The 25,207-nt window shown below is 64.1% G+C and carries 24 protein-coding genes; 15 read left to right on the top strand and 9 right to left on the bottom strand.

Annotated elements, in window-relative coordinates; all coding sequences use genetic code 11:
• Positions 1–50 precede the first annotated feature (50 nt).
• Both IEW02_RS23045 and IEW02_RS23040 read left to right on the top strand, forming a co-directional pair.
• The gene (locus tag IEW02_RS23045) at positions 51–287 is read left to right on the top strand and encodes a hypothetical protein (RefSeq protein WP_188547394.1); all 237 of its coding nucleotides are present in this window, start codon (positions 51–53) and stop codon (positions 285–287) included.
• Positions 288–359: 72 nt separating this feature from the next.
• Positions 360–941: a TetR/AcrR family transcriptional regulator gene (locus IEW02_RS23040; RefSeq protein ID WP_188547392.1), complete on the top strand. Its 582-nt coding sequence runs from the start codon at positions 360–362 to the stop codon at positions 939–941.
• On the opposite strand, the gene IEW02_RS23035 is transcribed toward IEW02_RS23040, so the two are convergent.
• A complete protein-coding gene (locus IEW02_RS23035) occupies positions 903–1,838 on the bottom strand; it encodes a LysR family transcriptional regulator (protein ID WP_188547390.1) in 936 nt (311 codons plus the stop codon). The two genes, IEW02_RS23040 and IEW02_RS23035, sit on opposite strands and share 39 nt — an antisense overlap.
• A gap of 116 nt (positions 1,839–1,954) precedes the next feature.
• On the opposite strand from IEW02_RS23035, the gene IEW02_RS23030 reads away from it, so the two are divergent.
• Genes IEW02_RS23030 through IEW02_RS23020 form a run of 3 tightly spaced genes read left to right on the top strand, consistent with a single transcriptional unit; the run spans position 1,955 to position 4,723 of the window.
• Positions 1,955–3,151, top strand: coding sequence for a cytochrome P450 (locus tag IEW02_RS23030; protein WP_188547388.1), 1,197 nt, complete (start codon positions 1,955–1,957; stop codon positions 3,149–3,151).
• Positions 3,152–3,161: 10 nt separating this feature from the next.
• Entirely contained in the window at positions 3,162–3,488 is a 327-nt protein-coding gene (locus tag IEW02_RS23025) for a 2Fe-2S iron-sulfur cluster-binding protein (RefSeq protein ID WP_188547386.1), read from the top strand.
• Complete coding sequence (locus IEW02_RS23020; RefSeq protein ID WP_188547383.1) at positions 3,485–4,723, top strand: NAD(P)/FAD-dependent oxidoreductase; 1,239 nt, start codon at positions 3,485–3,487, stop codon at positions 4,721–4,723. The genes IEW02_RS23025 and IEW02_RS23020 overlap by 4 nt, the downstream gene beginning before the upstream one ends.
• Before the next feature lie 55 nt (positions 4,724–4,778).
• Here the strand turns inward: IEW02_RS23020 and IEW02_RS23015 are convergent, their stop codons facing one another.
• The 6 genes from IEW02_RS23015 to IEW02_RS22990 are packed head-to-tail and all read right to left on the bottom strand — an operon-like array spanning position 4,779 to position 11,686.
• Positions 4,779–5,729: a fumarylacetoacetate hydrolase family protein gene (locus IEW02_RS23015; RefSeq protein WP_188547381.1), complete on the bottom strand. Its 951-nt coding sequence runs from the start codon at positions 5,727–5,729 to the stop codon at positions 4,779–4,781.
• Positions 5,730–5,733: 4 nt separating this feature from the next.
• The gene (locus IEW02_RS23010; RefSeq protein WP_188547379.1) at positions 5,734–6,177 is read right to left on the bottom strand and encodes a hotdog fold thioesterase; all 444 of its coding nucleotides are present in this window, start codon (positions 6,175–6,177) and stop codon (positions 5,734–5,736) included.
• Complete coding sequence (locus tag IEW02_RS23005) at positions 6,174–8,153, bottom strand: acetoacetate--CoA ligase (RefSeq protein WP_229746277.1); 1,980 nt, start codon at positions 8,151–8,153, stop codon at positions 6,174–6,176. The genes IEW02_RS23010 and IEW02_RS23005 overlap by 4 nt, the downstream gene beginning before the upstream one ends.
• Before the next feature lie 5 nt (positions 8,154–8,158).
• Entirely contained in the window at positions 8,159–9,604 is a 1,446-nt protein-coding gene (locus tag IEW02_RS23000; protein WP_188547375.1) for an NAD-dependent succinate-semialdehyde dehydrogenase, read from the bottom strand.
• A gap of 26 nt (positions 9,605–9,630) precedes the next feature.
• Complete coding sequence (locus IEW02_RS22995; protein WP_188547374.1) at positions 9,631–10,659, bottom strand: dihydrodipicolinate synthase family protein; 1,029 nt, start codon at positions 10,657–10,659, stop codon at positions 9,631–9,633.
• A 16-nt stretch (positions 10,660–10,675) separates the two neighbouring features.
• Positions 10,676–11,686: an ornithine cyclodeaminase family protein gene (locus IEW02_RS22990; RefSeq protein ID WP_188547372.1), complete on the bottom strand. Its 1,011-nt coding sequence runs from the start codon at positions 11,684–11,686 to the stop codon at positions 10,676–10,678.
• A gap of 231 nt (positions 11,687–11,917) precedes the next feature.
• Between IEW02_RS22990 and IEW02_RS22985 the strand changes: the two genes are divergently transcribed.
• Together IEW02_RS22985 and IEW02_RS22980 are read left to right on the top strand one after the other, a co-directional pair.
• Positions 11,918–12,934 (top strand): fumarylacetoacetate hydrolase family protein, encoded by a 1,017-nt coding sequence (locus IEW02_RS22985; RefSeq protein WP_188547370.1) that lies wholly within the window; start codon positions 11,918–11,920, stop codon positions 12,932–12,934.
• Between the two features lie 134 nt (positions 12,935–13,068).
• On the top strand, positions 13,069–13,551 hold the full coding sequence (locus IEW02_RS22980) for a cupin domain-containing protein (RefSeq protein ID WP_188547369.1): 483 nt from the start codon (positions 13,069–13,071) through the stop codon (positions 13,549–13,551).
• Positions 13,552–13,603: 52 nt separating this feature from the next.
• Here IEW02_RS22980 and IEW02_RS22975 read toward each other — a convergent pair whose 3' ends face one another.
• A complete protein-coding gene (locus tag IEW02_RS22975) occupies positions 13,604–14,461 on the bottom strand; it encodes an ABC transporter substrate-binding protein (RefSeq protein ID WP_188547367.1) in 858 nt (285 codons plus the stop codon).
• Between the two features lie 124 nt (positions 14,462–14,585).
• Here IEW02_RS22975 and IEW02_RS22970 point away from each other — a divergent pair, with 124 nt between their 5' ends.
• The 7 genes from IEW02_RS22970 to IEW02_RS22940 all read left to right on the top strand — a co-directional run bounded on the left by IEW02_RS22970 (position 14,586) and on the right by IEW02_RS22940 (position 23,318).
• Positions 14,586–16,118 (top strand): bifunctional 3-(3-hydroxy-phenyl)propionate/3-hydroxycinnamic acid hydroxylase, encoded by a 1,533-nt coding sequence (locus tag IEW02_RS22970; protein ID WP_188547365.1) that lies wholly within the window; start codon positions 14,586–14,588, stop codon positions 16,116–16,118.
• A 23-nt stretch (positions 16,119–16,141) separates the two neighbouring features.
• Positions 16,142–17,080 (top strand): VOC family protein, encoded by a 939-nt coding sequence (locus IEW02_RS22965; RefSeq protein WP_188547363.1) that lies wholly within the window; start codon positions 16,142–16,144, stop codon positions 17,078–17,080.
• A gap of 394 nt (positions 17,081–17,474) precedes the next feature.
• A complete protein-coding gene (locus tag IEW02_RS22960; RefSeq protein WP_308933203.1) occupies positions 17,475–18,707 on the top strand; it encodes an FAD-dependent oxidoreductase in 1,233 nt (410 codons plus the stop codon).
• Positions 18,708–19,204: 497 nt separating this feature from the next.
• Positions 19,205–20,140, top strand: coding sequence for an NAD(P)H-binding protein (locus IEW02_RS22955; RefSeq protein ID WP_188547361.1), 936 nt, complete (start codon positions 19,205–19,207; stop codon positions 20,138–20,140).
• A gap of 53 nt (positions 20,141–20,193) precedes the next feature.
• On the top strand, positions 20,194–21,549 hold the full coding sequence (locus IEW02_RS22950) for an aminomethyl transferase family protein (RefSeq protein ID WP_188547359.1): 1,356 nt from the start codon (positions 20,194–20,196) through the stop codon (positions 21,547–21,549).
• Between the two features lie 20 nt (positions 21,550–21,569).
• The gene (gene purU, locus IEW02_RS22945) at positions 21,570–22,442 is read left to right on the top strand and encodes a formyltetrahydrofolate deformylase (RefSeq protein WP_188547357.1); all 873 of its coding nucleotides are present in this window, start codon (positions 21,570–21,572) and stop codon (positions 22,440–22,442) included.
• A 30-nt stretch (positions 22,443–22,472) separates the two neighbouring features.
• Positions 22,473–23,318, top strand: a complete 846-nt coding sequence (locus tag IEW02_RS22940; RefSeq protein WP_188547355.1) for a bifunctional 5,10-methylenetetrahydrofolate dehydrogenase/5,10-methenyltetrahydrofolate cyclohydrolase — start codon at positions 22,473–22,475, stop codon at positions 23,316–23,318.
• Between the two features lie 67 nt (positions 23,319–23,385).
• On the opposite strand, the gene IEW02_RS22935 is transcribed toward IEW02_RS22940, so the two are convergent.
• Entirely contained in the window at positions 23,386–24,492 is a 1,107-nt protein-coding gene (locus tag IEW02_RS22935; RefSeq protein WP_188547353.1) for a GGDEF domain-containing protein, read from the bottom strand.
• A gap of 206 nt (positions 24,493–24,698) precedes the next feature.
• On the opposite strand from IEW02_RS22935, the gene IEW02_RS22930 reads away from it, so the two are divergent.
• A complete protein-coding gene (locus IEW02_RS22930; protein ID WP_188547351.1) occupies positions 24,699–25,202 on the top strand; it encodes a hypothetical protein in 504 nt (167 codons plus the stop codon).
• Positions 25,203–25,207: the final 5 nt, after the last annotated feature.

Genomic DNA, 25,207 nt, shown 5'->3' with positions numbered 1-25,207 from the left:
CACTGGGCGGATACGCCCGCGCTTGTTCTTGGATGTACGCGGGTTTCGTGGTGGCTGCGGGTATCGCGCCCCTCGCGATCGGCGCTTCCTACGACGCGACCGGGGGATACACCGCGACCCTGCTGGTCTGCGCAGCGCTCACCGCCGGATGCGCTGTGGCCTTCTTGACTCTGCCCGCTCCGTACGTCCCTGCTGGAGTCGTAGACCCGACGACAAAGCAGAACCGTCCGATTGCGAACGCCGTTCCGACGTCGACGCTGCGGGAAGCTGACGACACGCGTCCGTGACATGCTCGACGGCAGCCCGACATGTCGCCAGCGTGCACCGAGCGGAGCGATACGAGCCGTATCATGTCCGGCATGGCGGTACGAAGTGAAGCGAGCCGAAAGGCAGTTCTACAGGCCACGATGGAACTGCTCGACGGCCGGGGAGGCACCCCTGCAGTAACTCTGCAGAAGTTGTCCATCGAGAGCATCGCCCGTCAGGCCGGCGTCAGCAAAATGACGATCTATCGCTGGTGGCCGAACAAGGCCGCAATCGTGATCGACTCCTTCATCGACAACCACGTCGTGCAGACCCCGGTGAGACAGGACGGTCCTGCCCTGGCCGCGTTGCGCGAGCACCTCGCCTCGCTGGCCCGTGTGTACAGCGGCCCCGAGGGCCGCCTCATCGCTCAGCTGATCGCCGAATGCCAGTACGACGCTGCGACTCTCGCAGAATTCAAGGAACGGTTCTGGAAGGGGCGGGTCGCCGCGGCACAGTCCTTGATCGAACGGGCCGTGTTGGAAGGAGATCTCACCCCCGGGTTGGACCCCGACCTCATCGCCGAGACCCTGTATGCACCGATCTACTTCCGGCTGCTCTTCCAGACCGGCGAACTCGACCGCGCTTCGACCGAGGCGCTACTCGACGCCGTGCTGACGGGATTCGCTCCGCACTGAGCCCAGGTCGCACCGCAGACGAGTGAGAAGCGCGTCTGCCCGCCGACTGAGGGTGGAATGCTTCGGCCACACTCCGACGACGGACGACAATCCGGTACGCGGAGCCAGCGGGAGCATCACCACGGAGCCACCCTCGAGGGTCGTCATCGAGTAGTTGGGCCGCCACATCAACAGGCTGTAGCCGAGACCTCGTGCGACCAGTACCCGCACGAGTTCCAGATTGGGCACCGCGAGCACCGTGCGCGGGACGATCCCACTCTCCTCGAAGACGCGTCTCGTGTTGGCTGCGCTGGGCGTCGTGTCCAGCAGGACGAAGGGATCCGCTGCCAACTCCGACAGGTCCACTGCCTCCGCGTCGGCCAACGGATGTCGTTCCGACAGAACGACCAACACCTCGGTGTCGTATATCGGTCTGCTGCGGAACTCCTCCGTCAACGACATGTCGTACGTGATCGCCACATCGAGTCGACCGGCATTCAGCATGGGCAGAAGCTCGTCGTCGTGTCCTGTGTGCACGCGGACGTCGACACGAGGATGCGCCGAGGCGAACCCGTCGAGCACGGCCGGCAGAATGGTGGTCGAGATGCCGTCGTAACACCCGACCGACAACGGCCCCACGAGCTCTCCACGTTCGGCGGCCAGACGGCTCACTAGCTCGTCTGCATCCGCGAGCAGAGCCCGTGCGTGGACTGCGAAGAACTGCCCAGCGGGCGTGAGTTGCACCCCTCGGGCTTTGCGACGCACGCAGAGTTGCTCCCCCACAACTCTTTCCAGTTCCGTGATCGCATGCGACAAGCCGGATTCGGACATGTGGAGCGCCGCCGCGGCAGCGCCCAGAGTCGGATGATCGGGGATCGCGCAGAACAGCTCGAGCTGCCGCAGTGTGAACGAGGCCATGCTTCTTCGATTCGATAGAGGATTGAGCACGCTAATGCGCACTTTACGTGAATTAACATGTGATGTGGAATCGACTAACAGCACAATGTGATCCACACAACTACCAGGAGGCCGTCATGGCGGACTTGACCGCGCCCACGGCGAACTGGGTCGATCCACACGTCATGATGATGGATCCCTACGACACGTACGAGAAACTGCGCGCCGAGTCGCCCGTTACGTGGGTTCCCGCGGTGAACAAGTATCTGATCACCGGGTATCCGGAGTGTCACTCCGTCGAGCTCGACCAAACCGTCTTCTCCGCGCGCGTCAGCGGCAGTGGAGCAACGATGATCCGGGCACTCGGAGAGAATCCGATGCTGCGCAAGGACGACCCCGAACACGCTGTCGAACGTCAGGCCATCAACCCGACACTACGGCCCAGATCCGTCACGCAGGTATGGGCCCCGATCTTCGATCGCAACGCCGACCGCTTCCTGGCCGCGCTCTCGGACGCCGGCCCGGACAAGGCAGATCTGAACCGAGACTTCGCCGCCCCCTTGGCATCACAGAATCTGATCGACATGCTCGGTCTACCCGGAGTCGACACCACCACCATGAGTCGGTGGTCGCACGCGCTGATCGCCGGCACCGGAAATCTCCTCGACGACGCACGGATCTGGGACGCCGCCGACACGGCCCGAACCGAGATCGACGAACTTCTCGCCGACCTGATTCCGCACTACGCGCAGCACCCGGATCACTCGATCACCTCGGCGCTGGTAGCGAGCGGCCTCCCCCACCGCACCGCGGCCGCGAACGTCAAACTGACCATCGCGGGCGGGATGAACGAGCCACAACACATGGTCACGAACATGGTGTGGGCGCTCGACAACCATCCCGATCAGCGCCGCCACGTCCAGACCGACCCGTCGTCGTGGACCGCTGTGTTCGACGAGACCGCGCGATGGCTGTCTCCGATCGGCATGTACCCGCGTGAGACCACGTGCGAGACCGTTCTCGGCGGCATCGCGCTGCCCGCAGGCGCACCTCTGGGGGTGGTGGTGGCCGCTGCCAACCGAGATCCTCGCCATGTGGCGGACCACCCCGAACTCTTCGACATCCACCGCCCGAAACTGCCACATCTCGCGTTCGGTAGCGGCGTTCACCTCTGCGCGGGTCACTGGGCCGCAAAATCGTCGATCGGACAGATCGCCGTTCCGAAACTGTTCGACGCATTCCCCACCCTCCGAGTGGATCACAGCCGGGAGACACAGTGGAACGGCTGGGTCTTCCGGGGACTGACCACCCTGCCCATCACCTGGGACGACTGAGAGCGACATCATGGCAACTATTCGATTCGATCATGCCGACGGCCGTACCGACACCCTCGACGTCGCGGATGGCACGTCGATCATGAGAGCCGCGGTGTCGGGCGGAGTCGACGGCATCGTCGGCGAGTGCGGCGGTCAGGCGATGTGCGCGACCTGCCACGTTCTCGTACACGACGACTACCTCGAGCATCTGCCCCCGGTCGGCGAGGACGAGGACGAGATGCTCGACTGCACCGCCACCGAACGCGATCCGGCACGATCGCGCCTGGGATGCCAGATCGTGGTCGGAGGACGCCTCGAAGAGATCGTCGTCGACCTGCCGGACACTCAGGTATGACGACGAACCACGTGATCGTCACCGGAGCCGGTCACGCCGGCGTCCAACTGGCGGATTCACTTCGCGCCGAGGGATTCTCGGGTCGGATCACCCTCGTCGACACCGCGGTCGGACTGCCGTACCAACGTCCACCGCTGTCCAAGGACTACCTCGGGAAGACCGCAGATCCGGAGTACCTACCGCTGCGCGCACGCAGCTTCTACGCCGACCGAGATGTCGAACTGGTCGAAGGTGACCCGGTGGTCTCGATCGATCGCCCCGCACGGACGGTCACCCTGTTCGGTGGCCAGGTTGTGCACTATTCGGCGCTGGTGCTCGCGACCGGCGCCCGGCCACGCCGACTCGACATCCCCGGAGTCGATCTCGCCGGTGTGTGTCGGCTCCGAGATGCGGGCGACGCTGCGACCGTACGGGCAGAACTGGAGCACGCAAGGCGGGTCGTCGTCATCGGGGCCGGATTCATCGGACTCGAGCTCGCCGCTGCAGCGCTCGATCGCGGTCTCGACGTCACTGTCGTCGAACTCGGGTCCCGCGCCATGGGGCGAGCAGTGTGCCCGCAGATCTCGGCACACGTCCGTGGTGCGCACGAGGCTCGCGGCGTCCGATTCGAGTTCGGTCGCGTCGTCACCGAAATTCTCGGCGCCGACGGCAGGGTGCACACCGTGGTCACCGACGACGGAACCCGACACCCGGCAGATCTGGTGATCGTGGGAGTCGGGGTGCTGCCCGACGATGTCCTTGCCGCGCAGTGCGGTCTGGGCACAGACGATGGCGTCGTCGTGGACGGGTATTTCCGCACCACCGACCCACACGTCTGGGCGATCGGTGACTGCGCACGATTCCCGTCTCGTCACACGGGACTTCTCACGCGACTCGAGTCGGTCCAGAACGCAGTCGACCACGCACGGACCTTGGCCAAGACCCTGACTGGACATCCCACCGAGTACGACCGCGTGCCGTGGTTCTGGAGCCACCAGGGCGCCACGAAGATTCAGATCGCGGGCATCGCTCGCACCGAGGGTCCTGTGACTGTGATCGGCGACATCGGCAGAGGCAAATTCTCGATACTTCGCTTCCAGCAGGACACACTCGTCTGCGTCGAGTCGATCAATCACCCCGCAGCACACAGCTCCGCACGCGCTCTTCTCGCCGTCCCGGGCGCCATCGACAGGACCACCCTCGCGTCCGTCGATTTCGACCTCAAGCGCGCCGCGTCGATTCTCCGACACCACTGAGCGACGGTGGCCCTCCGCCAACATTTGCGGAGGAGGGCCACCGTCGCTCAGCCAATCAGTCTCCCCGTACGCATTCCGTTCGTTGCGTTCCCAAGCCGTCGATCTCGCATTCCATGACATCGCCCGGACGCAGGAACCGACCCCAGTGGGATCCGTTTCCCGGCGGCGATCCCGTGATGACCATGTCACCCGGTTCGAGCGCGACGAACCTCGAGATGTAGGAGATCAGTTCGGCCGGTCCGAACACCATGTCGCCGGTGTTGCTGTCCTGCATCAGCTTTCCGTTGAGCGACAGACGAATCCCGAGATCGAGCGGGTTGTCGACGAACTGTGCCGGAACCAGCCACGGGCCCGTCGGGTAGAACGTCGGGAAGTTCTTGGCGCGCATCCAGTCCGTACCCATCATGGCGATGTCCTTGCGCGGCACCAGGCTGCGCGTGGTCAGGTCGTTACAGATGGTGTAGCCGGCGACGTGGTCCAGGGCGTCGTCCACCGAGACGTGGTGTGCGCGTGTCCCGATGACAACACCCAGTTCCAGCTCCCAGTCGTGGTCGTCCCAGGCGGCGGGCAGGACGACGTCGTCGTAGGCGCCACTGATCGCGGACGGCACGCCCGTCCACACGTACGGCTCCCCGTTCGCCTTTCTCTCGTCGATGTCGCGAGCGGCCTCCTCGGCGAGGGCAGCCTCGGAGAGTCCTTCGGTTCCGAGTTTGTGCGCGACGGACATCTGGATGACATGCTCGCGATAGTTGGCGCCGGCCCCGTATATCTGGCCGGCTCGTGCCACCGGCGGCAACGTCCGCACAGCGGACGCAGCTGTCGGCGGGGTCGACGGAGCGTCGGCCTCGGCGGCGAGACGATCGAACGCCCTCGGCCAGTCCTGCAACACCTCGTCGGTCGATGCATAGTCGGTGAACGCGGTGATGTCGTGAATGTTCTCGTCGATCACGATGCCGGGAAACGGGCCGTCCCCTGCATCGAACGTCCCCAGAGCGAATCGGGTCATGGCGTCACTTTCTCTCGTCGTCGGCGGCTGCGCCGAGCTCGGTCTGTTGTGCTGGCTGGCGCGCGACGGCGCCTCGCCCGCGGTATTCGGCCACGACCACCGAGTCTCGCCGTACGGTGACGTCGACGAGGCTGTGTCGGCCGGCCAGGTGGCGCACCGTGGCGTCGGCCACCAGGGTGTCACCCTCGCGAGACGGCGAGTAGTAGACGATCTCCGCGCCGGCGGTCACAGTGCCCGGCGACCGGCTGTTCGCGGCACAGGCGAAGGCTGTGTCGGCCAGGCTGAACACGAGGCCGCCGTGCGCGAGTCCGTGCCCGTTGACCCACGAGCGGTCCACCACCACCGACACCGATGCACTGCCGTTCTCCGCCGACAGGACCGTCATCCCGTTGCCGGTGGCGCTGTGATCGCGAGCCAGCATGTCTCGCACCGCCGCACAGACACTCATGACAACCAACCGGGACGACGGCGGGAAATCTCGCTGCGAATCTCGCCGAGTACTGCGGCGTCGTCGACGGACCCGGAGTCGACGACCTCGTCGACGGGCACGCCCTGTAGTACTCGTTTGACCGGTACCTCGAGCTTCTTGCCGGTCCGCGTGTGTGGGATGGTGCGTACCGGAACGATGTCGTCGGGTACGTACCGCGGCGACAACGACGCGCGTATCGCAGCACGAACGGCATCGACCGCTGCGCCGTCGTCCACACCGTCGGCAACGTCGATGAACATCGGCATGTAGTAGTCACCGGCGTCCTCGATACCGACCACGAGCGCCTCACGCACCTCCGGCAGCGCCTCGACCACGCGGTAGAGGTCGGCGGGGCCCAACCGGATTCCGTTGCGATTCAGCGTGGAATCCGAACGCCCGACGATGACGGACGAACCGTCGGCGGCGAACTCGACGAGGTCGCCGTGCCTCCAGACACCCGGATACGTGGCGAAATACGACTCGTGAAAGCGCGAACCGTCCTCGTCGTTCCAGAAGCGTAGCGGCATGGAGGGCATGGGCACGGTGATGACCAACTCGGCAGGTTCGTCGACGACTGCTCTGCCGTCGGCATCCCATCCCGCCGCGGCCACACCGAGCGCGGGAGGTTGCAGTCGTCCCGGGCGGACGGGCTCGGTGGGCGCGCCGCCGAGGAAGATGCCGGCCACGTCCGTTCCCCCGCTGACCGAGGCCAGCCACAAGTCGCCGAGCTCACGCCTGAGCCAGGTGTAGGCGTCGGTCGACAACGGCGAACCCGTGACCTGCACCATCCGTAGCGCGGTGAGATCGTTCGTGTCCGCGATGGGTAGGCCGGCATGCATGCTCGCGTGGACGTAGCCGGCACCGAGACCGAGCACGGAGACACGGTGCTCGGCAGCCACCTGCCACACGCGATCGAGCGTCGGATACGCCGGATTACCGTCCAGGAGAACGATCGTCGCGCCGCGCAGCAACCCGGACACCAGTGTGTTCCACACGACCCAACTCGTCGATCCCACGACGAACAACCGGTCCCCCGGGTCGAGGTCCGCGTGCAGAGTCCAGGTCTTGAGGTGTTCGAGCAGAACACCCCCGTGTCCGTGCACGATGCCCTTGGGAACTCCCGTCGTGCCCGAGGAGAACAGGACCCAGAGAGGATGATCGAACGGAACACTTTCGGTATGCCACGGAGGGTCCTCGGAGACGATCTCGTCCCACTCTCGGCCCCTCGCGTCGTCCGCCGACGGCATCGGACCCACCCACACGATCTCGCGCAGACTCGGAATCGCCCCGACCACCTCGAGGACGACACTCTCCCGATCCCGTCGCACCCCCCCGTAGTCGTATCCGGTGGTCACGAGAAGAACCACGGGATCGAGCTGTCGCAGCCTCGACACGATGGCCTCGGAACCGAACTCGGGCGCGACGACCGACCAGACCGCGCCGACGGACGCTGCGGCGAGCAGCCCCACGACTGCCTCGAGGCGGTTGGGAAGCACAGCGGCCACCCGGTCGCCGTGACCGACTCCGGACCGACGGAGGAATTCGGCGACCGACGAGACCTGTCGCCTCAATTCCTGCCAGGACGTCCCGACGGTGGTTCCGTCCTCATCGACAGAGAGCACGGCGTTTCCCGGGCGCGGCGGGCCGCGGAAGACCTGCTCGGTGTAGTTGACGGTGGTGCCGGGGAACCAGTCGGCACCGGACATCGCGTGCGGGACCACGGCCACGTCGGGTGGAGTCTCTACATCGACTCCCGAGAACGACGCGAACGCTCGCCAGAACGCGTCAGGTTGGGCGATCGACCACCGCCAGAGTGACGAGTAGTCGGCAGTCACCTCACGATCCACCGAGCCGGATCGCAGAAGGTGGTCGGTGAATGCCGCGAGGTGGCGGGCGCCGGACGATGGGGGTGTCCAGGAACCACTCTCGGACAGGGTCTCTGCCGGTGCGTTCATGTCGGTCACCAGTCCACCGCGGTGTACTGGGTCTCGGTGTATTCCAACATCCCCTCGTGTGCTCCTTCTCGCCCGAGACCGCTCTGTTTCACTCCGCCGAACGGGGCGGCCGGGTCGGACACCAGCCCTCGGTTGACAGCGACCATGCCGGTTTCCAGTCGTCCCGCGACGGCGAGCGCGCGGGAGAGGTCTCGGCCGAACACGTAAGCGCTGAGGCCGTATTCGGACGAGTTGGCGGCGCGGACCGCCTCGTCGTCGTCGTCGAACGTGGTGATGGCAGCGACCGGTCCGAAGATCTCCGTCGCGACGATGTCCGACTCGGGGTCGACGTTCGTCAGGACGGTGGGCGGGTAGAAGAACCCTGGACCGCCGGGTAGTTCGCCCCCCGTGACCAAGGTGGCTCCGCGGCCGATCGCGTCCCGGACGAGTGCGTGCACCTTGTCGACACTCTTCGCGTCGACGAGGGGCCCGCACTCGGTCGCTAAATCGACGCCGGAACCCACGGTGAGTGCGCTCATTCGCGACGCCAGTCCCGCCACGAAGTCGTCGTGACGGGAGCGATGAACGAGAATCCGATTGGCCGCAGTGCACGCCTGCCCGCCGTTGCGCATCTTCGCCAGCATGGCTCCGTCCAGCGCGACCTCGAGGTCGGCGTCCTCGAGCACGATCAGCGGCGCGTTGCCACCGAGTTCCATGGCGCACTTGAGCACCTGCCCGGACGCCTGCTGGAGGAGGATTCGCCCCACCTCGGTGGAGCCGGTGAAGGACAGCAGACGGACGCGCGGATCCTCCAGCATCGCCGAGACCACTGGGCCGGTGTTCCTGGTGGTGATCACATTGATCACACCGGCGGGAACACCGGCTTCGGACAGGATGTCGGCGATGGCGTAGGCGGTGAGAGGAGTCAGGGTGGCGGGCTTGAGCACCACCGAGCATCCTGCCGCGAGGGCGGGAGCGATCTTCCGCGTTGCCATGGCCGCGGGGAAGTTCCACGGAGTGATCAGGACACAGACCCCGATGGGACGGTGTTCGACCATGATCCTGTTGCGGCCCGACGGAGCCAGTGAGATCGAACCGATGTTCCGCACCGCCTCCTCCGAGTACCACCGGAAGAACTCGGCTGCATAGGACACTTCCGCACGGGCGTCCGCCAGCGCCTTGCCGTTCTCGGAGGAAATCAATTCAGCCAACGCGTCGGTGCGTTCTGCCATCACTTCGTACGCGCGTCGAAGAATCTCGGCACGGTCGCGAGGCGGCGTCGCGGACCAGGAGTGCAGCGCGTCGGCAGCGGCGTCGACGGCGTGGATTGCGTCCTCGATGCCGCCGTCGGCGACTGTGTCGAGAACTGTTCCGTCGGAAGGATCGATCACCTCGATCCGGGCGTCGGCGGTGTCGATCCACTCGCCGCCGATGAACAGGTCGGTGCGCCGCATGGTCGTAGTCGTCGTCATATCGTCTTCTCCGTACTCGTCGTGTCTCAGTGGTGTCCGCCGGCGCCGCGCCCGTGCACAAAGTCCTCGTCGGGGGAATCGGTCACGGGAAGCCCGGACGCCACGAGAGCAGCACGCAACTGCTTCATGTACCGGTCGGGCAGCCGTTGGGCGGGAGGCCGGAGGGCCCCGCCGTGGAAGCCGGCGAGCCACTCCTGGTACTTCCATTGCGTGCGATTGATGGTGCTGGTCCCGGGTGTCGAGGTCGCCGAGACCGCACTGTTCGCCAGCCGCGCCGGGTGCACCTGCCAGTAGAGCTCCATGGCTTCTTCCCATCGGCCCGTGCGTGCGAGGTCGAATGCCCGCGGGTAGTAGTCGCTCATCCAATGGGTGTTGCTTGTGCCGGAGAACTGGAAGTCCAGCGCGGACATCAGCGGGATCGTCTCGGCTTCGATCGGGCACGAGATGACGACTTCCTCGCGGAAGTGGTGGTACATCTCCATGACGCCGGGAATTCCCGGATAACCCTGCTCGGACTTGATGGCCACGATGTTGGGCACACCGTCGAGCACTCGTCGGACGAAATCGACGCTCATCCCGGCGGGATGAATTCGTTCGAATCCCCACGCTGGCAAGGGAAAGAGCATGGTGGCGAGGCCGGTCTGGTCGCAGAAGGCCTTCGTGTAGTCGAAGACCTCGTCGTACGACGTCGGCCAGAACGAGGACGGGTACGCAAGGAGTGCGCGATCGACCCCTGCTGCCTCCGCCAGTCTGGCCGCGTGAACATTCTGCTCGAGGGTGGGGAACATGGCATGGAAGAACAGGGCGAAGTCGGGGCCGCCCGCTTCCCGGGCGACTGCGGTGACGCGTGCGTTCTCTTCGGGGGTGATGTTCACTTCGGCGACCAGCAGTGTGCCGGAGAAGCCGAGGTCTTTCAGCTTCAGGACGTCGTGGGCGATCGCCGCCTCGTCGATGCGCGTGAAGTCGGCCGAGAACGACGGCTGGGTCACTGCGATCGTTCCTTGGAAGGTTCCGCGCGCCCATGAACGGGCGTCGGTGGGTGTGTAGTCGAGCATGTGGTGGCTCCTCAGTTCACTTTCGACTCGTGACGATGCCGACAGGCAGGACGGTGCCTCGGCCTTCTGCGCGTGCGCGGTCGACGAGCATCTCCGCGACCACGACGTCCTGGAGGCCGGAGCCCGTCGACTTGTAGATGCGAATTCCTCGGTGCAGGTCCGGCTCGACCTGTGTGCACAGCACGTCGGACAGTGGGACGACGAGACTGTCGACGTCGACGCCGTCGGCGCGCGCGTGCAGCATGTCGCCGCTGCCGTGCACCACCTCTTCCACGGTGTCCACCACCACGATCGAGGCTCGTCGGATCAGTTCGGTGTCGAGCTCTCGCTGGGCCGGTGTCGTGGATCCGATCGAGAGGACCGTGGAGTCGGGTCCGACCCAGTCCGCCAGCACGGTGGGCGTCTCGTCCCGCGACCGCGCGGCGCACAGCACGACGTCGCACCCGGCGGCGTCCCTCGCCGTGTCGACCGCCCGTGCCGGCACGCCCACCAGAGTTGTCACGTCCGCAGCGAAGCGCTCTCGATTTGCGGTGGTCGGGCTGTAGACCAGAACTTCGGCGATGTCGAGCACGTGTGACAACGCGGCCACGTGCGAGCGCGCCTCGAAGCCCGATCCGACCACTCCCAGCGTCACCGCACGGGAGGGAGTGAGGGCCGCCGCTCCGACGGCCGTCGTCGCTGCCGTGCGCAGCCCGGTGACACGGTTGCCGTCGACGAGCGCCGCGAGCTCGGCTGTGTCCTTGTCGAACAGCGTGATCAGGTAACCGACGTGGAGGCCGTCTGCGAACGACCCGACCATCGACTTCGCGCCGAACAGGCGCCCACCGGCCGGAACCGACGGCATGATACGCATCCACTCCCGCTCGGTCTGCGCGAAGATCCGTCCGGGAGTGCGCCGGTCGTCTCCGCTCGTCGAGTACGCCGACCTGATCGCGGAGATGGCCTCGTCCCAATCCGACATCGCATCGACGTCGTCGTCGGTGAGGAAGAGGGGCATCCGGCTCGGTTGCCGACTGTTTGAACTCACTGGATGCGGATCCTTTCGGGGAGCCGGCGAAGTCCGCCGTTCAATACGATCCGTATCGTATCTATTCCAGACGACGATCGGGCCGTTTTCGCAAATCTTGTTCCGGCTGTCGAAAAACGGTCGACGACACGCGCAAAAGCTATACGATACGACTCGTATAGGTCGCTTGCCTCCGGCGCACCACGCGCCGGACGGGCACGAGGCCACCGCACCCCGATATCAGGAGATCACGTGAAACTGGGACGTACAGCGGTTCCCACGCCCGACGGCGAACAACTCAGACTCGTTTCTGTCGACACTGCGGCTGGTCGCGTCGTCGACCTCGCCCGCGCCTACGCACTGACACTCGCCCGCCGAGGAGCAGAGCCGGATCGTGCGACTGCGATCTCGCGCACCGTCTTTCCCTCGAGCATGTCTGCCGCGATCGGCAGTGGCGACCTCTTCCTGGACGCAGCTCATCAGGCACTCGAGGCCGGAGACGATGCGTCGCAGTCCATCGACGAGGTGTCGTGGCGCGCCGCCGTCGACTCGCCCGTCATCCGCGACGGCTTGACGTTCGAAACCCACATCCAGAATTTCCATCGCGTCGTCGCCAAAACCCAGCCCGCACGTTCGCTGTACGAGCGCCCCGGGTACTTCAAAGGGACGACAGCGAAGTCGTACGGCCACGATCAGGTCCTGCCGTACCCGGATTACACGGATGCGCTGGACTGGGAACTCGAAATCGGTTATGTCGTAGGCAGATCCGGCAGTGACCTCACACCGGACAACTCGTTGGACCACCTGTTCGGGATCACGATATTCAACGACCTGAGCGCGCGTGACGTCCAAGGCGCCGAGATGGCCATCGGCATGGGTCCTCAGAAGTGCAAGGACTTCGGTTACGTCATCGGACCGTGGATCACCACGATGGACGAGATCGCGTCGATCGAGGGCCTCGTCGGCCAGGTCCGCGTCAACGGAGACGTGGTGTCGGACACCAAGGTCGAGAACTTCGTCTACACACCGGCCGAGTTGCTGGCCTACGTGTCCATCGCGGACCGCCTTCAGCCCGGGGACATCATCGGGTCCGGGACGATGGGATTCGGCGCCGGAGTCGAGATCGGTCGCTTCCTCCAACCGGGCGACGTCCTCGAACTCGAACTCGAAGGCGTGGGAACGCTGCGCACGCCGGTGTCGACCGAGCGCGAGAAAGCGCCGTGGTGGCCCACCCCTCGCCCCTACCCCCACGAGGAGTGGTCGTTGTGAACGCCCGGCCACCTGTGCGTCGTGTGGTGACCGGACACGACGACGATGGGCGCTCGATCGTCCTCTCCGACGCGAATGCCCCGCACCACTGGACATCGGAGACCATCCCGGGGTTCGGTGCCACTGTGCCCTGGATGACGACTGCCGGTCCCGTCGACCACTCCTCGGACGTCGATGCCGCCTCGGCCGAGACGACCATTCCCTCGTTTCCGGCGACCGGCGAGACCATCATGCGCATAGTCGACTTCCCACCCGACGCGGTCTACCCCGCCGAAGCAGAGAATGCCATCTTCGACGAACTCGACGGCCACGCCGAGAAGGATGCGGGACAGGAACGAGCACAGAGTAAGCACTTCTGGTTCCACCGCACCGACTCGATCGACTACGCGGTGGTGCTGAGCGGAGAAGTGACCCTCATTCTCGACGGCGACGAGTCGACGTTGCGAGCGGGTGACGTCGTCGTCCAGCGCGCCACCTCGCACGCCTGGTCCAATCGCACCGAGACCACTGCTCGAATGTTGTTCGTACTCATCGGAACCGAGCCACAATCAGCGGAAGAGATCGCTCGCACGCGGACTGCGCTTGCCGCTGACGCGGTCGCCTCGTCTATCGCATGACGAGACGCGGGTGGCGACAGTCCGCACGCTGTTGCCACCCGCTCGCGGTTCCCTATCGGTGAGCGTCGTCGACCAACCCGGTCTCCACCATCGATTCCGCGGACGGGACACCGTCGATCACCGCGCCGGTACCGCGACGCAGTGTCTCGAGTACATGGAAGGCGTCGACGGTGGGCGCCAACGATGACGGGATTCGTGCCGCCACGGACTCTGCTGCAGCCCCGCCGATTCCGGACTCTGCGAGTGCCGCTGTGAGGTCGGTGGCAGTCGCGGTTCGCATCCAATCGTTGGCCTCGACGAGGGCAGACACGTATCGCTGCAGTTTGTCGCGGGAGTGGTTCAACGACCGGCGTGTGGTGACCAGGCCGAGACCCGGGTACGACGGCAGCCAGTCCGAGAGCCGTCGCACGACGGACATCCCTTGCTCCATCGCGGCCTGATCCAGGGGTGGTGCCAGCAGAGTCACGTCGGCCGACCCGTCTCCGAGCGCAGCCAGACGCTCACGTACCCCACCGATCTCGACCACGTCGTAGCCGGCCGCCAGTGCCGGATCGGCGAGCATCGCGTAGGCCACGATGGCGAACCCGTTGGTGGGGGCGTCGACAGCGAGACGGATTCTGCCCGCGTCTTTCGGCGACCCCAGTCCGGCACGGCACGTCAGCGCAAGATCGGTCGTGGTCTCGATCTGCCCGATCAACACCACGTCGGAACCGGTCGCATTCCAGGCGAGAAGGTTGTCGGTCGCCGTCACGGCCACCTCGACCACGCCGTCGTCGAGGTCCGTGCGCTGCGAGATCGACGAGGGTGTGTGCACCGTCGCGACGTCGACTCCGTGGCTGTCGAAGTAGCCCTGACGGTGCGCGACAGCGAGCAGCGCCGGAACCACGAACACCGACTGGGTGATGGTCACAGGACCCACACCTCTTCGGGGTAGTGGTGATCGAAAGAAATTTCGTTGGGTGATTGTGATGTGCGTCGCATCGCCCTATGCTAGCTTCAGCGATACGAGACGTCTAGTACAGCAAGGAGTGATCGTGGACTGCGATGTAGTGATCATTGGCGGTGGCCCCGTGGGGGTGAGCGCGCTCGCCAGACTCGGCCAGGCGGGTGTCTCCGCCATCTGTGTCGACCGCGAACCGTCGGTGTGGACGCAGGCTCGCGCCGTGCACTTCGACGGCGAGACCATGCGCAGCCTGCAGACGCTGGGGGTCGCGGACGAGGCAATGTCGGTCTGCAAGCCGATGGAGTCCCTGCGCATGGAGAACGAGGACCGCGAGACGCTGTTCTCCTATCCCACAGGCTTTCTCGGACCGCAGGGGTGGCACGAGGACGTGATGTTCCATCAGCCCGACATGGAACACCTGATTCGCGACAAGGCGATGTCGTACCCCGGCACCGAACTGCGCCCGGGCACCACTCTGACGAGCTTCGAGCAAGCAGACGGCGTCGTGCACAGCACGGTCTGCGACGCAGACGGACATACGTACGTCCTCACCTCACGGTGGCTCATCGCAGCAGACGGTGCGACGTCCACGGTACGACGACTCGCAGGAATCGAGACCGAGAAACTCGGCAACGACGACCCGTGGCTCGTCGTGGACGGTCTCCTGGAGCGTGACGGCGACGCGTACCCCATCGACGGCGACATGGTCTTCCTCGGTCACCATTCTCGTCCAGCCCTCTGGGTTCGACTGCCCGGCAACCGTGTTCGTATGGAGTTCAAGGTCATGCCCGACGACGACCCGACCGAGATCATCACCCCCCGAGCACTGGAGCGGATCAGCTGCGGCGCACTCCCCGTATCCCGATTCACGCCTGACCGCATCGCCATTTACACGTTCCGGGCACGTGTCGCGACTCGGTGGCGAGTGGGCAACGTGTTTCTCGCGGGCGACGCAGCCCACCAGGCGCCCCCTCTCTTCGGGCAGGGGCTCTGTGCCGGCATGCGCGACATCGCCAATCTCTCGTGGAAGATCGGACTGGTCGCCGCCGGAACCGCCTCACCGGATCTGCTCGACACCTACGAGAGCGAACGCAAGCCCCACGCCCACTACTGGGTCGCGCAGGCTGCGACGATGGCCGAGATTCTGCAGACGACCGACCCGAACGTCGCCGCGCATCGCGATGCCCATATCCGCGAGAACCCCCTGGCGTCTGCGCCACCGCCCCCGTCCCCGCTGGGCCCCGGCCTGCACATCGGCGACCGAGATCCACGGGCCGGAGTTCTGGCATCCCAGCCGTGGCTCGCCGACGATCGGCGCCTGGACGATGAGGTCGGTCCACGGTTCCTTGTCGCTGCGCCTACCACCATGCTCGAGGCGCTGCCGTCGACGATCCGGCGCGCGTTGTCCGAGGACGCCCACACCGCTGTGGTCACCGACCCGATGGCCGTTACCGCACTCGCGGGAACCGGGGGTGGGGCTGCAGTGCTGCGACCAGACCGTTACGTCCTCGGGATCGCCGACACCACAGGCGATCTCGCCGACCTGGTGACCATGATCCCGTCCGTCCGACTCACCATCGACGGCTCCACCCTTCCCACGCCCACGCCCGCGCCGCAGTCGTAGACTCCCACCCCCTCAGGAGAATCATGACCTTCAGTCCGATCACCCATCTTCGCCACGTCGACATCGCCGTTCCGGATTTCGCCAAGCAGGTCGACTTCTACGGCGGGAGATGGGGTCTGACCGCTACCGAGACCGAGTCCGGTCTGACCTACTTCGCCGCCGAAGGATCGCCAGAACAGTACATCGTTCGCGTCCGCGACGACGTCGACAAGCGACTGGACCTGATTGCCTTCGGCGTCACCGACGCGAAGGCAGTCGATGCACTCGCCTCGTCCCTCATCGCCGGCGGCGTCACCTTGATCTCCGAGCCCGGAGCATTGAACACCCCGGGCGGCGGCTACGGCTTCCGTTTCTTCGACGGCGACGGCCGAGTCGTCGAGGCGTCCGCGGACGTCGCCGTGCGCAAGCACCGCAAGATCGAGGTCAGAGAGTCGATCCCCGTGCGCCTGTCCCACGTCGTACTCAACTCACCGCAACCCGAGAAGACGGTGGCATGGTACGAGAAGCATCTCGGGTTCCGCCTGTCGGACACGCTCGACCACCCGCACCTGGGAGGGCTCATGTACTTCCTGCGGTGCGGGCCCCAGCACCACAGCATGGCCGTATCGCGGTGCCCGCACACTTCGCTGAACCACATCTCATTCGAGATGAGGGGCCTCGACGAATACATGTTCGCCACTGGACGATTGATGCGCGCAGAGATCCCGAAGATCTGGGGACCCGGCCGGCACGCGGCCGGAGACAACACTTTTTCCTACTTCCGGGATCCGAACGGCAACATCATGGAGTACACGACCGAGCTGCTTCAGCTCGACGAGGACACCTGGCATCCCAGCATCTACGACACTGCCGACCCCGAGACCTCCGATCAATGGGGTACCTCGAACCCGATGGACGAATGGGTGAGCAGCCAGATGTTCAACGACGCCGACAAGGGTCTGTACACCGCGCCACCCGTCTGATCCAGCAGTTCACGACACGTCACCCGCGACGTCGTCTTGTCCACCTCATGTCGGCACCGGACCTCGGCGCATGTGACGGACAGCCGACGGGGTGTCGGACGGCCAAATTCCGGAATCGCACTTCCACGTCTCGATCGGTGCGCTGTTCCATTGCGGTCGCCACGGTGTGCGCCCACACCAGTCGCCGCCGCAAGATCCGCGCGTCCACCACCAGGAACCGGGTACGCGATGAGTGACACGGTTCGAACGTTTCGCGGCGTCTGTGCAGTGATGAGCGAAACGACTTGTTACCCAGAATTTTTCGTGTGGAGCTGATGGCCCCTCGCCGCGCACGTCGAATACCAGTTCTATCGAGGCGGCTCGTCGCGTCATCGCCGACCCTCAAATTTCCACCATGTCCACACTCGAAAGGAACACGATGAGCAGCGCAGGCCGCGTGGCGATCATAGGAGCCGGGCCGGCCGGACTGGCCTCGGCTCTGGCACTGACCAGACAGGGGTTCGACGTCGCCCTGTTCGAGAGACATCCGGAGATAAAGGCCGCGGGAAACATCCTCAACCTGTGGCCGGCACCGCAGAAAGTTCTGCAAGTGCTCGGCGTGGACACCACCGACCTGGGGGCGGCGTCGCTGACCCAGTTGCAACGGTACGACGGGCACAAACGTGCCGACTTCATCATCCCGGCGGACATCGTGGAGCAATACCAAGGCGGCTTCATCGGGCTGCTGCGATGGGGTCTCTACAAGCGCATGATCGATGCGCTACCAGCCGGAGTTCTGCACCTAGACAAGAAGATGTCCAGTTTCGTCGATCACGGCGACGGGGTGACAGTGCACTTCGACGACGGTTCCGAATACGCGGCCGACCTGTTGATCGGATCCGATGGAATCGAATCGAAGGTACGTGCGGGCCTGTGGGGTGTCGAGCCCATCCGGCACCATCGTCTACACCTGTTGGGTGGGTTCTTCTTCACCGACGACCCCATCGGCACACGGGGTGTCTTCTCCCACGACCGCACCACTCAAGGTAGTTGGACTCCGATCCGCCACGAGGGCAAGAACGGTTACGAGTGGTGGGTTCTCGAAGCCTGGGATCCCTCGCAGAAGTTCGACGCAGATGTGAAAGATTATGCTGCGGAGAAGGTGGGCCACTTCGCCGACCCGCTCCCGTCGTTCATCGCCCGAACAGAACGCCGACACACGCACCGCTGGGAGATCCGTGATCGGCCGCCGCGCAAGCAGTGGTCCAAGGGCAGAGTCACACTGGTGGGCGACGCAGCACATCCCACGAGTCCGTACGCGGCCTACGGCGCCGGAATGTCCATCGAAGACGGATATTTCCTCGGGCGCGCTCTGGCGGCCACGGACTTGTCCGATACACGAGCCGTCTCGAGCGCCTTGCAGATGTTCGAGGACGGGAGGAAGCCTCACACCTCGAAGGTGACGCAGGAGGCGTACATCGCGGGCAAGATGTTCCACCACGTCCCGAAACTGCTTAGGCCAGTAAGGGATTGGCTCTTCGATCACACTCCTCTGGCGCAGAAGATCCAAGGTGACAGTTGGCCGAAGCACGTTCGTGCTCAGCTAGACATGATCGAGGACCCAGAGCCGGGGGCCGTGCGGTCGTAGTGGAACAGACGCGGACAATTGGGCACCGCAGAGTTCCGGTCGGGCGCGCATCCGACCACGAGTGCTCCGGTCCACCGTCTCGCCGGACTCCGAGTCCGCCGTTCGAGGCAGGTGCACCGATGGTTAGATCGATTCCCTCACAACGTCGGTCGGTGTCCAGAGGAGCGTTTCCGACGGCGCGTCCCACGAGGCAGGCGTCGAACGGGTCCTGGTGAGTATCGGGCTCCTCGTCGTGGTCTTCCCTACTCCGCTCCTCTGCTTGCACGTGGCGACCACGGGGTTCTCGCGACCTGTTCCCTACATTGAGACACCTGCAATTGCGTTGTCGCGACGGTGCTCAGTGGCTGTGGTCGGGGCACCTCGCCTGATCTGAACCAACACATCGGAACTATTCGTTCAAGGCATAGTCGGGCCGAACTTCGCGGTGTTGCCTTCGTCACGATCAGGGTTGAAACTTGGTACCTACCAGTAATTTACGGCGCGACGGAGGATTACCCATGACCCGGATTGTCATCAGTGGAGCCTCGGGCGACTTGGCCGGCCGTGTCACGCAGCAGCTTCTAGCGGAGGACCCGCGTCGCGAGCTGACGCTCGTCACCCGGACCCCTGCCAAGATCGAAGTCGAAGGACCGAACGTCAGTGTTCGGCGGGGCAATTTCGAGAGGCCTGAACTCTTCGACGAAGCGTATCGGGGCGGGGACATCCTCCTGCTCGTCAGCGGGCTCAATCTCGGCCGCCGCACCACCGAACATCGCAGCGCCATCGATGCTGCGAAACGGGCCGGTATCCGTCATGTTGTCTACACCTCGGTAGGTGGAGTGCAGCCGGGCAATCCAGCACTCTCTGCCATCGATCACCTGGAAACCGAGCGGGACCTGCGGACCAGCGGCCTGGCTTATTCGATCCTGCGCAACGCCCTGTACGCGGAGATCGTGAGTGCCATCTGGTTGGCGCCAGCGGCGCGCGAAGGCGTACTCGAGATGGCCACGGGATACGGGTCCTTGGCGCCCGTCTCCAAAGTCGATGTGGCGCGAGCAGCCACCTCGATACTCACCTCCCCTGATCGGCACGTCGACACCGTGTACGAGATCACCGGGCCAGAACTGTTGTCGATGACCGAGATTGTCCGCCTCGGATCAGAGGTGTTCGAGACTCCCATCTCCTACCGACCCGTGTCCGAGCGGGAGCGGCTCGCGTTCTTCGATTCCGTCGGAATGCCGAGGACGTACGACCCGGACATGCCCCCGAACCCCGAGGGGCACATGTGGGCCAGCGACGAACTGGTGTCGGCAGACCTGGCGGTCGCTCGCGGGTATCAGGCGCTGCTGTCCGGGCACGTCGAACAAATCACAGGACAAGCGCCTGCTTCCCTCCGATCGGTTCTCGAAAGTGTCAAGGGCCTCCGATACGACCGAATCGGTTCCGCATCCTGATCTTTCACGTTTTCCATCATGTACTCCCCCAGCAGGAAAAGAGAGCAGCGCCCATGAGCGTCGACAACGCAGTGCAGCAAACCCGAGGAGCGGCGACGCTCAGCGACGTACCGTCGTACCCGGATGTGCCGACCTACCTCAACATCCTCGGTAACCTCCACATCTGGGAAGGGGACGGCTGGAAAAAGGAATCCATGGCCTGGAAAACCAGCGCGTACATCGCGTCCAATCTTTCCGGAATGCCGGAATTCACCTTCAGCGGACCCAATGCGCGCGCATTCTTGTCGAGGTTGAGCATCAACAACGTCGAGAAGTGGCCGATCGGTAAATCGAAACACCTCGTCATGCTCGACGAGAACGGCTATATCGCCAATCATGGTCTCACGGTCCGCGACGGCGAAGAGTCCTACCGACACTTCGCCGCAATGCCGTGGGCACTGTACAAAGCGCCCGACCTCGGGATCGACGTAGAGATCGGGATGCGCGAGATATTCATCTTTCAGGTTGCTGGTCCATCCTCGCTCGAGATTCTGGAAGAGCTCACCGGTGAGCCCCTGAGATCCTTGGCCTTTCTCGAAATTCGAAACATTCGGATCCCCGGTATCGACCCGGCGGCCACCATCGAACTGTCCAGAATTGGCATGTCGGGCACACTCGCCTACGAGGTTCGTGGCGACCTCGAGCATGGTCCCGCCGTGTTCGATGCGGTCTATCGCGCAGGTGAGAGCTTCGGTATTCAACGGTTGGGCTGGCGTACCTACGTTGTCAACCACACCGAGGGCGGGTTTCCTCAACAGGGATGTACGTTCCTTCCGGCGGCGTTCGCCGACCCAGGCTTCGTGTCTCATCCGTTGTTCGGCGCAGCGCTCCCACCGCACCAGACCAGCGGTCCGTTCAGCGGTAGCACCGATCGGTACGACATCAGGGCTCGCCTACGCACTCCGTTCGAGGTCAACTGGGGTTGGATGGCGAAGTTCGACCACGATTTCATCGGACGCGAGGCACTCGAAGCCGAAGCGGCGTCCCCGCGACGCAAGACCGTTGTCCTGCGGTGGAACAAGGAGGACGTACTCGATGTGTTCTCCTCACAGTTCGAACAGGGCGCGGAATATCGAAACTTCGAATTTCCGACCACGCCGCAATCACCGGCAGGAGACCACGCAGACAAAGTGACTGTCGACGGCAGGCAGGTCGGCGTTTCGTCACTGGCGGTGTACTCCTACTATTATCGAGAGATGTTGTCCCACTCGACGATTGATGTAGATTTAGCCGATATCGGTACTCAGGTAGTGTTGCACTGGGGTTACGCCGACGGGCGGATCAAGCACATTCGTGCGACCGTGGAGCGCTATCCCTATCTGGACCTGCCCGCGAACAAAGACATCGACCTGACGTCGACACCCGCTTAGCAGAAGAGGCCACACTACCCATGTCTTCGCTGATCACAGGCGCATCGGATCTCGGCGTACTGATTGTCAAGGGTGACGATCGTGAGGGAATCGTTGCCGCAGTATCGGCCCTCCTGGCCAAGTACGGCGCGAACATCGTGTCGCTGGATCAATATTCGTCCGATCCTGCTGGTGGACGTTTTTTTCAACGCACCACATTTCACCTCGACGACCTCGCGTCGCAGATGTCCTCGCTGTCCGACGAGCTCGAGAACGTCCTGCACGATCTGGGACAGACGTTTCAGCTGACTCGCGCCGGCACACCCAAACGAGTAGCAATAATGGCGTCGAAGACTGATCATTGCCTCCTGGACTTGCTGTGGAGACAGCGTCGGGGCGACATCCACATGAAGGTCGCAATGGTCATCTCGAACCATCCGGACCTCGGCGACGACGTCCGGGGCTTCGGTATTCCGTTCTTTCACGTACCGGTCGATCGCGATGCACGTTCGATCGCGGAGCAACGCCACCTCGAATTGCTTACCGACAACGTAGATCTCGTTGTCCTTGCGCGTTACATGCAAATCCTCTCGGGTGAGTTCTTGCAACGCTTAGGGGCTCCGGTGATCAACATCCATCACTCTTTCCTGCCTGCCTTCATCGGCTCCGGTCCCTATCAAAAGGCCAAGGACCGCGGTGTCAAGTTGGTCGGAGCCACCGCTCACTACGTCACTGAGGATCTGGACGAAGGGCCCATCATCGAGCAGGACGTGGTTCGTGTGTCCCACGCGCAATCAGCGGCAGAACTCCAACGCAAGGGAGCCGATGTCGAACGCCAGGTGCTCTCCCGTGCAGTGGCGTGGCACTGTGATGATCGTGTGATCCGAGACGGAAATCAAACCGTAGTTTTCTGATTTTTGCCGAGATCGCAGACGAGGAGTTTCATGCGAGCCCAGTTGTTGGACGGTAGGACCACGTCCAAGACCATGCTGGACAGCGTCGCGGTCGGTGCTGCCGAGTTCCTTCGGACGCGCGGGCGTGCGCCTGTTCTGGCCACGATTCTGGTCGGAGATGATCCGGCATCGCACACCTATGTGCGAATGAAGGTCAACAGGTGTAAACAGGTCGGGATCACCTCCAGACGAATCGATCTGACGGAATCGACGAGCACCGGAGACCTGGTTCGTGTAATTACTGAGCTGTCTTCGGACCCCGATGTGGATGGAATCCTCCTCCAGCACCCCGTTCCACCCGGAGTGGACGAACGGGCCGCCTTCGAGGCAATCAACCCTGCGAAGGACGTCGATGGAGTCACCAGAGCGTCGTTCGCAGCGATGGCATTCTCGGCCGACGGTTTTTCATCCGCCACTCCGGGAGGCATCATCGCGCTGCTCGATGCCTACGAAATACCACTCGCTGGCTCTCGGGCAGTGGTAGTGGGTCGCAGTGCCATTCTGGGGAAACCCGTTGGAATGCTGCTGCTCGAACGCGATGCGACCGTGACGTTCTGTCACTCGAAAACTGGCGATCTCGAGAACCACATTCGCGAAGCCGACATCGTCGTGGCTGCGGCCGGGGTGCCCGACTTGATCAAAGGTGACTGGATCAAACTCGGCGCCGTGGTAGTCGACGCCGGCTATGTAGACAATCGCGGAGACGTCGAATTCGAGTCAGCCGCAGCACGATCCGCATGGATCACACCCGTACCGGGGGGCGTAGGACCGATGACCATCGCGACTCTGCTCGCTCAGACCCTCGCAGCGGCGGAGAAGCGCACTATCGTGAAATGATTCGGTCTCGACCAGGTCACTCCACAGAACTCGGTGCCACGTTCTACCGGTGTGAAACCAAGCGGAATCAGTCTCTGCGTCGGGACTTTTCGCGATACATCGCGTTGTCTGCCCGGCTGACCAAGTCGTCCAGATCCGGGACAATCGGTCCCGGGGTCCACACCGCGAGTCCGACACTGACGGACACCTCGGCGGTCGACAACATCTCCCTGGCTGACACACCGAGATCGAGCGCCTCCGCTTCGTCCGTATCGGGGAGAACGACAACGAATTCGTCACCGCCGACGCGGGCAATGATGTCCTGGCCACGGAAGGCGGTGGTCAGCGTGTCGGCCAGACGTACCAACGCTGCATCTCCCGCGTCGTGCCCGAGGTGGTCGTTGACGTCTTTCAGCCCGTCGACATCGAGGTACAGAACACCCAGGGGCGACGAGGCCCGATGGCATCGCTCCAGTTCGGGCGTAGCGCGGCGCTGCAGACCGCGACGGTTCGCCAGGCCGGTCAAATCGTCGGCGTGCGACAGCGATTCCGCCACGGCTCGCGCCTGTTCGACGTACCGGTACTTCTCCCACAGCAGGTCGATGGTCTTCACACGGAAGAAATGAATCACCGCGACGACGAGAACCGTCCGGAGCACCGATACCGCAAACGTCTCCACGCTGACCTCGGTTCCGTGTGCAACGGCCAGCGCGATCCACGCCGACACCGCCGCAGCAGTGAACGCGACGATATGCGTGCGCCGTTCCAGTATTCCGGCGAAGGCCACGATGGCCAACACCAGTCCGAAGGCAGGGTACGCGGACCCGGCGCTGGCGTAACCGATAACCGGACTGCCGACGATCAGGATCGCGGACACCAGCGTGACGATGTCCGTGTGCCGGTAGAAGAGACTGGCACGCGCAGTGTGCAATGAGTACAGGACGTAGGCGGAGAGAGCGGCGACCCCGAACGTGTACGTCTTCGACCACCACGCGAACGTGTAGTCCTCATCGGTCGCCATCCAGATCACCACCGCGCCGAACAGCACCGTGCACAGTGCGGCGATCGTGGCGAGACCTTCGACGATGACGAGGTCCGAGCGGACAGGATCACCGTCACGGGCCGTGGACCGCCATGACACCCGAGCGTTCCGCGCACGCTCGGACCACGACCGGATACCGGTGTTGCTTGCCATCCAGACCGCCCTCGTGACCAGCCCCCGACGCCGCTTGAAATGTACTCGATCGGCCCCTGTCGTCGTCCGCAGTTCGATGGGCCCGAAGGCGAACCGTTGCAATCTCGTCGACCCAGCTGTCTGCGCCTCGAACCATTCACCCAGAGCATGACTGCTGCCGCATTGTCGACCGAATCAGATGCTGTGATCGCTGCAACACTGAGAGCATGTCGATAACACGAAACCAGGGATCCCTCGACCATCATTGCGTTTCCGGCAGCAATCGCAGAGTCGTCGTCACCGTGAACGGCGCGACGGACAATTCCTCGGTCCGCCGCATTCGCGCCGTCGATCTGCAGATGGCCACTGCTGCCTACAACGAAGTCCGGTGCAACGGCGACAGTGGATCGGTCCTGCTCGACGTCGAGATACTGCTCGCGCCGACCGCACGCGACGCGCGAATTGCGTACCGGGACCTTGCTCTCGCGCCACGCGATGCACGGTCCAATTTCCTTTATGTGGGAACGCCTTCCGGACTGGCCGGTCTCGTTTCCGATATCGGGGCTGCGCGAGTGGCCGATGGGGTTACCCTGATTCCGCTCGACGACCCGGCAACGGTCAAGCTGCTGGTCTCCGCCGCGATTCCGCACCTGGTTCGAGCCGACACCATAGACGGACGCACTGCAGAGTCCCTTACGGACGAACTGACTCCCGCCCGTCGACAGCACTGACGGAA

This window comes from Rhodococcoides trifolii (assembly GCF_014635345.1).
GTDB classification, from domain to species: Bacteria; Actinomycetota; Actinomycetes; order Mycobacteriales; family Mycobacteriaceae; genus Rhodococcoides; species Rhodococcoides trifolii.
The sequence above is the reverse complement of the archived record's forward strand: the minus strand, read 5'-3'. Positions and strand labels throughout refer to the sequence as shown.